Raw genomic sequence first — 10,717 nt, 5'->3', positions numbered from 1 at the left:
ATCAAGCATCCTTGGAGACGATAGCGAGCAGTTCGCTTTCAGACAGCGAAGCCATTTCTTGTTGCAGGTCGAGCAACTCGTCCAACTCGTACTGGGCCAATTGCAGGGTGGTGATCAGGTCGGCCAGGGCCTGCAGCGACGGGTGTTCGAACAGGCCCCGCAGGGGCACTTCGACGTCAAAGGCCTCGCGGGCCCGCAGGATGACTTGCACCGCCAGCAGCGAATGGCCGCCGAGTTCGAAGAAGTTGTCGTGACGACCGATCCTTTCCATGCCCAGCAGGTTGGCCCAGATAGCGGCCAACTGTTCTTCGGTTTCACCGCTGGGCACTTCGTACTCGCGGTGGGCAAAGTCTTCGGCACCCGGGACTGGCAGGGCCTTGCGGTCGAGCTTGCGGTTCGGCGTCAACGGCAGCGCGTCGAGGAGCACGAAGGCACTCGGCAGCATGTACTCGGCCAGTTGTGGCGCCAGTTCGGCGCGCAAGCCGGCGGCATCCAGGTGGGTCTCCGGCTGGGCGACCACATAGGCCACCAGGCGTTTTTCCCCCGGACGGTCTTCCAGGGCGATCACCACCGCTTCCTTGACCCCGGCACAGCTGCCGAGGCGCGACTCGATTTCCCCCAGTTCGATACGGAAACCACGAACCTTGACCTGGAAGTCATTGCGGCCCAGGTACTCGATACGGCCGTCGGCCATGTAGCGGGCCAGGTCGCCGGTCTTGTACATGCGGGCATCAGGGCTGGCGCTGAACGGATCGGCGAGGAAGCGTTCGGCGTTGACCTGCTCAAGGTTCAGATAACCCCTTGCCACGCCGTCGCCACCGATAAAGATTTCACCGGCCACGCCGTATGGCACCGGCTGTTGCTGAGCGTCGAGCAGGTAGATGCGGGTGTTGGCCATCGGTTTGCCGATGGTCGCGTTGCCGCTTTCCTCGCTGCCGGCCACGACATCGTGGGTGACGTAGGCGGCGGTGCAGGACACCGTTGCCTCGGTTGGGCCATAGGTGTTGACCAGGCGGGTGTGGGCCGGGCGGACTTCATCCCAGAGTTTGAGCTTCTGCGCCGACAGGGCGTCGCCGGTGACGTTGATCAGGCGCACATCCGCCAGGCGCTGTGCTGCGACCTGCGGCTGGCTGTGCCATTCGGCAACCAGGGTATGCCAGTGGGCCGCCGTCATATGCAGGAAGGTCGGACGAATGCCGTGATTCTCCGAGCCCTCGCTGCCGAAGACTTCCCGGCTCGGCGCCAGGGTGGCCCCGGCCAGCAGTGCCGGGAAGATTTCCTCCACCGACAGGTCGAAGTTCAGGGTGTTCTGTTGCAGCACGGTGTCCGCCGGAGTCAGGCCGAACAGACGCGCCGCATCGAGGCTGTAGTTGACCAGGCCACGGTGTTCGATCATCACCCCTTTCGGATTACCGGTGGAGCCGGAGGTGTAGATCACGTAGGCGAGGTTGCGCGCACCCAGGGTTGGCACCACGGGATTGTCGTCACGCTCGCTGAAGCCTTGGCGTTGATCATCGTCGAGCAGCACCAGCGGCAAGGCCAGTGGGGGCAAGCCATCCTGCAAGGCACGCTGAGTCAACAAGGCCGAGGGCGTACTGTCCTCGATCATGTAGGCCAGGCGCTCGGCCGGGTAGGCCGGGTCCAGCGGCACATAAGCGGCACCGGCCTTGAGCACGCCCAGCAGGCCGACCATCATTTCGACGCCACGTTCGACGCAGATCGCTACCCGATCGTCCGGGCCGATGCCCAGGCCGATCAGGTGATGGGCCAGGCGGTTGGCCTGGCGGTTCAGCTCGGCATAGCTCATGCGTTGTGCCTGGAAGGCCACTGCGATGGCTTCGGGTTGTACCCGGACCTGCTCTTCGAACAGGTGCTGGATGCACGCTTCGGTCGGGTAGTCCTGCACGTTCTGGTTGAAGGTCTCCAGCAACAGGGTGCGCTCAGCGAGCGGCAGCACATCCAGTTCTGTGAGCAGGATCTTTGGCGTGTACATCAGTGCCTGGGTCAATTGCTCCAGAGCGCACTGCATCAAGGCGCAGAGGCGTTGTGGTTCCACTGGCTGCACGCTGTGGATCAGCAGCCCGAAGTCATCGCCGTAATCGTTGATCGACAGGGACAGCGGGTAGTTGGTCCGTTCTTCGCTTTCGAGCAGGCGCATGCCCGGCCATTGTTGTTGGCTGTCATCGGCCTGGTGCCGGTAGTTGAACAGGCTGGTGAACAACGGTGCGGCGCTGTCCACGCCACTGCAACGCTGGGCCAGGGCCAGGGGTGCCTGTTCGTGGCTGAGCAACTCGCTGAGGTCACGGTGGGTCGCCAGCACCAGTTCATGGGCACCTTGCGAAGCCAGTTGCACGCGCACCGGCAGGGTGTTGATAAACACCCCGAGGGCACGTTCGGCACCCGCCGAACCTTGCAGGCGGCCGGCGACCACGGTACCGAAGACCACGTCATCGCGACCGGTGCAGCGGGCCAGCACCTGGGCCCAGGCCACATGGAACAGCACCGCCGCAGGCATCCCGCGCTCGCGGGCCTGGGCTCGGATACGCCGGCTGAGGGCGTTGCTCAGGTGCACCTCGGCTTCTTCTATGTGATGGCCGTCGCCCTGGACTTCCAGCAGGTCGAAAGGCGCGGTGGGGGTGTCGACGTCGGCCAGACGGCGGCTGAAGTAGGCTTCATGGACTTCGACCGGAGTGGCCTGGGTCAGGGCGATAAAGTCGCGGTAGGGCTGGGACGCCGGGAGGCTGTCGACCTGGCCGTGGAGGATCGCGTGGATTTCTTCCAGGACGATTTCCAGGGTGACATGGTCGCTGGTCATGTGGTGGTTGAGCAGGACCAGCAGCCAGCGCTCGGAGTGCGGATCGCGGGCGATGCAGGCACGTGCCAGCGGTGCCTGGTGCAGGTCCAGGCGCAAGTGCCGTGGATCGTTCAGGGCGAGCAACTGCTCCACGGGGTCCTTGTCGCTGTCGAGGGTGACACTGTGCACCGGCAGGTGGACGTGGCGATGGACCACTTGCACCGCCTGGGGCAGGCCTTCCCAATGCACGGCCGTGCGCTGGATGTCATGGCGTTCGATCACCACCTGCAAGGCGCCGATAAAGGCGTCGAGGTGCTGGCGGTTGTCGAACTCGATCAGCGAACGCAACAGGTAAGCGTCGCCTTCCTGGCCGAGCAGATGGTGGAACAGGATGCCTTCCTGCAGCGGTGCCAGGGGGTAGATGTCCTGGATATTGGCGGCCCCGCCGGGCGTGGCGGCGACGATCCGTTCAAGCTCGGCAGCGCTCAGTTGCACCAGTGGCAACATGTCCGGTGTCAGCTGTGTGCAGTCGGCCGGGATGCGGTTGGCCGGCGCTTCGAACAGGGCTTGTTTGTCGCGGCCGATGGCCTCGGCCATTTCCTGCACGCTGGGCGCGGTGAACACGGTGCGCACGCTGGCATTCAGACCTTCCTTGCGCAGACGGTCGATCAGGCTCACCGCCATCAGCGAGTGGCCGCCGAGTTCAAAGAAGCGGTCGTGACGACCGACCCGTTCAAGCCCCAGCAGTTGCTGCCAGATGTCGGCGATAACCTGTTCCACCGGACCTTGAGGCGCCTCGTAGGCACGGCTCGCGTAGGCGTCCTGGCCCGGTTCGGGCAAGGCGCGGCGATCCAGCTTGCCGTTCGGGGTCAGGGGCAAGGCTTCCAGCACCACGAAGGCGCTCGGCACCATATGCCCAGGCAGGCGGGTCAGCAGTTCGGCACGCAGTTGTTCGGCCGTTGCCGGTTCACCACATAGATAGGCTACCAGGCGCTTGTCGTCGTTGTGTTCGCGAGCAATGACGGCGGCTTCGCGGACACCGGGAAGGGCGGCGAGGACCGCCTCGATTTCCCCCAGCTCGACGCGCAGGCCACGGATTTTCACCTGGTCGTCGTTGCGGCCGAGGTATTCCAGCGTGCCGTCGGGCAACCAGCGGCCAACGTCGCCGGTCTTGTACAGGCGGGCGTTGGCCTGGCCCGAGAACGGGTCGGCGACAAAGCGCTCGGCACTCAGGTCCGCGCGGTTCAGGTAGCCACGGGCGACGCCGACGCCACCGATATGGATCTCTCCACGTACCCCCACCGGCAACAGTTGACCGTGTTCATCCAAGACATGCAGTTGCATGTTGCGGATCGGTTTGCCGATCGGCATCGAGCGATCCTGGTAGGTCGCCAGGTCGCTGTCCGCCTGGTGCCAGGCAACCACGTCGCTGCACTCGGTCGGACCGTAGCTGTTGATCACCGCCGGTCGTGGTTGAGCGAGTTTTTCCAGCATGGCGATCTGGATCGGTTCGCCGCCCAGCACCACGCGTTTCAGGCAGGCCAGGGCTTGGCGGGTATCCGACTCCACCAGGGCGTGGAAAGCGCTGGGTGACATATTGAGGTGGGTCAGGCCGGCCTCGGCGATCTGCGTGACGATGGCATCCGGGTTGAACGGCTCTGCGGCGAGGTGCAGCGCGGCACCGATCATCAGCGGCGCGAGGATGTTTTTCTGGGTCAGGTCGAAGTTGTAGGAGGAGGCCAGTAACACCGCATCCCCGGCGTGCAACGCCAGGTCCTCGAGGTACCAGTCGAGCAGGTTGCGCAGGCCGCGATGTTCCACCATCACGCCCTTGGGCAGCCCGGTGGAGCCCGAGGTGTAGATCACGTAGGCCAGATGGCTGAAGTTCAGCGCCGGAACCTGCGGGTTGTGATCGGCCACGTCGAGCAGCGTCGGGTCGCTCAGTTCAAGTGTCGCCAGGCCCGCGGGCAGTGGCAGTTGGTCCAGCTCCTGCTGGAACACCAGGGCCCGTGGTGCACTGTCGGCGAGCATATGGGCCAGGCGTTGCGCCGGGTATTGCGGGTCCAGTGGCACGTAGGCGGCACCGGCTTTGAGGATACCGAGCAGGCCGATGACCATCTCCGGGCTGCGGCGAGCGCACAGGCCCACGGTGTCGTCCGGACGCACCCCGAGGGCGATCAAACGGTGGGCGATCCGGTTGGCCCGGGCATTGAGTTCGGCGTAACCGAGGGTTTGCCCGGCGCAGACCAGCGCCACGGCGTCCGGAGTGAGTGCGGCCTGTGCCTCGAAGACCCGATGGGGCAGACGCTGTGGGCTTTCGTCCAGAGGCGCCTGGGCTGGATTGAAGGTCTCCAGCAGTTGTTGGCGCTGCTCTGCATCCAGCAAGGGCAGGCTTGCCAGCGGTTGTGCGACATCGCCGAGCAGGGCGTCGAGCAATTGCAACAGGTGGCGGCTCCAGCGCTGGATGGTGCTCTCGTCGAACAGGTCGGTGGCGTATTCGAACTGGCCGTGAATACTTTCACCGTCGTCGTTGAGCGATAGGCTCAAGTCGACCTGGGTGGTGCCGGTAGCCTGGGGCAGTGGCGTCAGTTCCAGGCCGGGCAGGGCCAGCACCTGGTCGCGTGGGGTATCGCCGAGCACCAGCATCGCCTGGAACAGCGGGCTGTGGGCCAGGCTGCGTTCCGGCTGCAGGGCTTCAACCACCTGTTCGAAAGGCAAGTCCTGATGGCTGTAGGCGTCGAGGGTGATGGCCTTGATCTGTGCCAGCAACTGGTCCACGCGACTGTGGGCTTGGACATCGACGCGCAGGGCCAGGGTGTTGACGAAGAAGCCGATCAGCGCTTCGGTTTCCTGGCGTGGGCGGTTGGCCACCGGGGTACCGACCACGACTTGCGACTGGTTGCTCAGGCGCGAGAGCAGGATCGACCAGGCTGCCAGCAGGGTCATGAACGGGGTCAGGCCCTGTTGCTGGCTGAACTGCCGCAAGCGGCGGCTGAGCGCTGCGGGCAGTTCCAGTGCCAAGGTGGCGCCGCGGTAGCTTTGCACTTGCGGCCGTGGATGATCGCTCGGCAGTTCGAGCAAAGCTGGCGCACCGCTGAGGTGCTCGCTCCAGAAACGGGTCTGGGTTTGCAGGCGTTCGCCTTGCAGGTGCTGTTGTTGCCAGGCCGCGTAGTCGGCGTATTGCAGGGCCAGCGCTGGCAATGGGTCGTCGAGGCCTTGGCTGAAGGCGCTATACAGGCGGTTGAACTCGTCGATCAGCACGGCCACGGACCAGCCATCGGAGACGATGTGGTGCTGGGTGACCAGCAGGATGTGTTCATCCTCGGCCAGTTGCAGCAGGCGTCCGCGAATCAGCGGACCCTGGCTCAGGTCGAAAGGCGCCTGGACCTCGGCCTGGCTCAGTTGCTCGACCTGCTGTTGCCGGGCTTCGCCGGCCAGGGCACGCAGGTCGTGCTCGACCAGGGCAAAGCCGATGTTTTCGCCAGCAAAGTGTTGGCGGACTTTATCGTCCTGCCGTTCGAAGGTGGTGCGCAGGCTTTCGTGACGGGCAACGATGCGGTCCAGGGTCCGTTGCAGGGCCTCACGGTCGAGCTGGCCGCGCAAGTGCAGGGCCGCCGGCATGTGGTAGGCGACGCTGGCGGCGTGGTCCAACTGGTCGAGGAACCACAGTCGTTGCTGGGCCAGGGATAGCGGCAGCTCCTGATCGCGGGATATCACTTCAATGGACTGGACCTGTGACCGCGCCGTCTGGTCCACGCATTCGGCCAGGGCCGGCAGGGAGCTCAGGCCGAACAGGCTGCGCAGGTTGATCTCGACGCCGAGGTCCTGATGCAGGCGGGCCTGCAGTTGCACGGTTAGCAGCGAGTGGCCGCCGAGTTCGAAGAAGTTGTCGTTGCGACCGATCCTGTCCAGGTGCAGCAGGTCGGCCCAGATCGCGGCCAGGCGCTCTTCGGTCCGGCCTTGCGGTGCTACGTATTCGCGGCTGGCCAGGGCTGCGCCCTCCGGTGCCGGCAGCGCCTTGCGGTCGACTTTGCGGTTGGGTGTCAAGGGCAAGGCATCGAGCTGCATGTAGGCCGTCGGGACCATGTACTCCGGCAGGGTTTCTTGCAGATGGCTGCGCAGGCTTTCGGCCTCCAGCAGCGCTTCAGGTTGCTGTGTGGTGAAGTAGGCCACCAGGCGTTTTTCGCCCGGCTGGTCTTCCCGTGCCAGCACCACGCTTTCCTTGACCCCGGGGTAGGCGGCGAGACGGGCTTCGATTTCGCCCAGTTCGATGCGGAAACCACGGACCTTCACCTGGTTGTCATTGCGCCCCAGGTATTCGAGCGTGCCGTCCGGCAGGTAGCGAGCGAGGTCGCCAGTGCGGTACATACGTGCCGCGGCGTCCTGGCTGAACGGGTCGTTGAGGAAGCGTTCGGCGGTCAGGTCGTCGCGGTTCAGGTAGCCGCGAGCCACGCCCGCGCCACCGATATACAGCTCACCCGCGACCCCCAGTGGTACTGGCTGGTAATGCTCGTCCAGCAGGTAGGTCCGGGTATTGGCCATCGGTTTGCCGATCGGCACGAAAATCGACTCGCCCTGGCCTTCGACGTGTTCGACACAGGACCAGATCGTGGTCTCCGTCGGGCCATAGAGGTTCCACAGTTCACGGCTGCGCGACTGCAGCTCGCGCGCCAGGCTGCGGGGCAGTGCTTCGCCACCACAGAAAACCCGCAGGTCCGACTTGCCGGTCCAGCCGCTGCTCACCAGCATTTGCCAGGTGGCCGGGGTGGCCTGCATCACGCTGATCCGCTGTTCGTCGAGCAGGCGCTGCAATTGCAGGCCGTCCATGGCCGCCTCGCGGGAGGCCATGACCACGCAGGCACCGTTGACCAGCGGCAGGTACAGCTCAAGGGCGGCGATGTCGAAGGAAATGGTGGTCACGGCGAGCAAACGATCCTGCGCCGAAAGCCCCGGTTCGCGGCTCGTCGAGCGCAGGAAGTTGCTCAAGGCCTGATGGGGGATCTGCACGCCCTTCGGATTGCCGGTGGAGCCCGAGGTGTAAATCACATAGGCCAGATGCTCACCCCGCAGATCAGCCCGTACCGGATCGGCCTCGGACTGGGCCAGGAAACCTTCGCCTTGTGCATGCTCGGGATCCAGCAGCAACACCGGCACGGCGCTTTGCGGAAGCACCCCACTCAAGGCTTCCTGGGTCAGGATCAGCGCCGGCGTGCAGCTTTCCAGCATGTAGGTCAGGCGATCCAGCGGATAGGCCGGGTCGAGCGGCACATAGGCGGCGCCGGCCTTGAGAATCCCCAGCAGCCCCGCGACCATTTCCAGGGTGCGGTCGACACAGATCGCCACCCGATCATCCGGGCCGATGCCCAGGCCGATCAGGCGATGGGCGATACGGTTGGCCTGGCGATTCAACTCGGCATAGCTCAGGTGCTGTGCCTGGAAGACCAGGGCGCTGGCCTCGGGTTGTAGCCGGACCTGCTCTTCGAACAAGTGCTGGATGCAAACGTCCGCCGGGTAGTCCTGCACGGTCTGGTTGAAGGTCTCCAGCAACAGGGTGCGTTCGGAGAGCGGCAGCACGTCCAATTGGCTGAGCGCGATCTGCGGGGTGTGCAGCAGTGCCTCGGTCAATTGCTCCAGGGCGCGCTGCATCAAGGCGCAGAGGCGTTGCGGGTCCAGCGGCCGTACGCTTTGCATCAACAAGCTGAAGGCATCGCCGTAATCATTGACCGCCAGGGCCAGCGGGTAGTTGGTCCGCTCGGCGCTTTCCAGCAGGCGCATGCCCGGCCATTGCAAGCGGCTGTCCGCCCCCTGGTGGCGATAGTTGAGCAGGCTGGTGAACAACGGCACGCCGCTAGCCACGCCACTGCAACGCTGGGCCAGGGCCAGGGGCGCCTGTTCGTGGGCCAGCAGTTCGCTGAGGTCACGGTGGGTCGCCAGTAGCAGTTCATGGGCGCCTTGCGCGGCCAGTTGCACGCGCACCGGCAGGGTGTTGATAAATACCCCGAGGGCCCGTTCGGCCCCCGCCGACCCTTGCAGGCGGCCGGCGACCACGGTGCCGAAGACCACGTCGTTGCGACCGGTGCAACGGGCCAGTACCTGGGCCCAGGCCACATGGAACAACACCGCTGCGGGCATCCCGCGCTCACGCGCCAGGTCACGGATGTGTCGGCTGAGGCTGTCACTCAGTTGCACTTCGGCTTCGTCGATGTGATTGCCGTCGCCCTGAACTTCCAGCAGGTCGAAAGGCGCAGTCGGCTCCTCGACGTCGGCCAGGCGACGGCTGAAGTAGTCTTCGTGGATCTCGGAAGGGGCGGCGAGGATATGCGCGACAAACTCGCGATAAGGTTGCGGGGCCGGCAGGTCGGCCGCCTGGCCTTGCATCAGCAGGCGAATTTCTTCGAGGACGATTTCCTGGGTCACGTGATCGCTGATCATGTGATGGTCGAGCAGGGCCAGCAGCCACCGCTCGGAGTGCGGGTCGCGGGCGATGCAGGCGCGCATCAGCGGTGCCTGTTGCAGGTCCAGGCGTACCTGCTGCGGATCGGTCAGGCGATCCAGCTGGGTATACGCATCTTCATCGGGCGTCAGGGTGAGGGTCTGTACCGGCAGTTGCGCCTGGCGATGGACCACCTGGACCGCTTGCGGCAAGCCGACCCAGTGCACCGAGCTGCGCAGGATGTCGTGACGATTGATGACCCCTTGCAGGGCGTCGAGGAAGGCGTCGAGGCGCTGGCGATCGTCGAACTCGATCAGTGAGCGGACCACGTAGGTGTCGCTCTCATTGTCCAGCAGGTAGTGGAACAGGATGCCCTGTTGCAGGGGCGCCAGGGGGTAGATGTCCTGGATATTGGCCGCTCCGCCAGGAGCGGCGCTGACGATCTGTGCCAGCTGGCTGGCGTTCAGTTCCACCAGCGGCAACAGGTCCGGTGTGAGGTGCGTGCAGTCTGCCGGGATACGGTTGGCCGGCGCCTGGAACAGGGTCTGGTTGTCGAGGCTGATGGCCAGGGCCATTTCCTGCACGCTGGGCGCGGTGAACACGGTGCGGACACTGGCGTTCAGGCCCTGCTTGCGCAGGCGGTCGATCAGGCTGACGGCCAGCAGCGAGTGGCCGCCGAGTTCGAAGAAACGGTCGTGACGGCTGATCTGTTCGATGCCCAGCAGGTCTTGCCAGATACCCGCGACAATCTGTTCGATCCTGCCGTGCGGCGCCTCGTAGGTGCGACTGGCAAAGGCATCGTCGGCCGGGGCCGGCAAGGCCTTGCGGTCGAGTTTGCGGTTGGGCGTCAACGGCAGCGCGTCGAGAATCACGAAGGCGCTTGGCAGCATGTACTCGGCCAGTTGCGGCGCCAGCTCGGCGCGCAGGCCGGCGGCATCCAGACTTGCTTCAGGCTGGGCGACCACATAGGCGACCAGGCGTTTTTCTCCCGGACGATCTTCCCGGGCGATCACCACCGCTTCCTTGACCCCGGCGCAATTGCCGAGACGCGATTCGATTTCCCCCAGTTCGATACGGAAACCACGGACCTTGACCTGGAAGTCGTTACGACCCAGGTATTCGATACGACCATCGGCCATATAGCGCGCCAGGTCACCGGTCTTGTACATGCGCGCATCGGCGCTGGTGCCGAATGGATCGATCAGGAAACGCTCGGCGTTGACCTGTTCAAGGTTCAGATAACCCCGTGCCACGCCGTCGCCACCGATGAAGATTTCACCGGCCACGCCGTAAGGTACGGGCTGTTGGTGAGCATCGAGCAGGTAGATCCGGGTGTTGGCCATCGGCTTGCCGATGGTCGCGTTGCCGCTGCCTTCGCTGCCGGCCAGTGCATCGTGGGTGACATAGGCGGCGGTGCAGGACACCGTTGCCTCGGTCGGGCCATAGGTGTTGATCAGACGGGTGTGTGCCGGGCGGACTTCATCCCAGAG

At 64.9% G+C, this 10,717-nt stretch carries 1 protein-coding gene and 1 pseudogene; both read right to left on the bottom strand.

What is annotated here, in order from left to right; all coding sequences use genetic code 11:
- Position 1: 1 nt before the first annotated feature.
- Positions 2-9,802, bottom strand: coding sequence for a non-ribosomal peptide synthetase (locus tag HX866_RS32675; RefSeq protein ID WP_371319312.1), 9,801 nt, complete (start codon positions 9,800-9,802; stop codon positions 2-4).
- Between the two features lie 51 nt (positions 9,803-9,853).
- A pseudogene (locus tag HX866_RS34985) lies at positions 9,854-10,717 on the bottom strand (non-ribosomal peptide synthetase); the annotation flags it as partial.

Origin of the sequence: Pseudomonas gingeri, assembly GCF_013386165.1 — a bacterium.
GTDB lineage: Bacteria > Pseudomonadota > Gammaproteobacteria > Pseudomonadales > Pseudomonadaceae > Aquipseudomonas > Aquipseudomonas gingeri_C.
Note: the sequence above shows the minus strand (reverse complement) of the source record. Positions and strands in the feature narration are given on the sequence as shown.

What these genes read in the sequence shown, in the direction of transcription:
- HX866_RS32675 (WP_371319312.1), bottom strand. Translation starts at nt 9,802, where the DNA reads ATGGCCCTGGCCATCAGCCTCGACAACCAGACCCTGTTCCAGGCGCCG.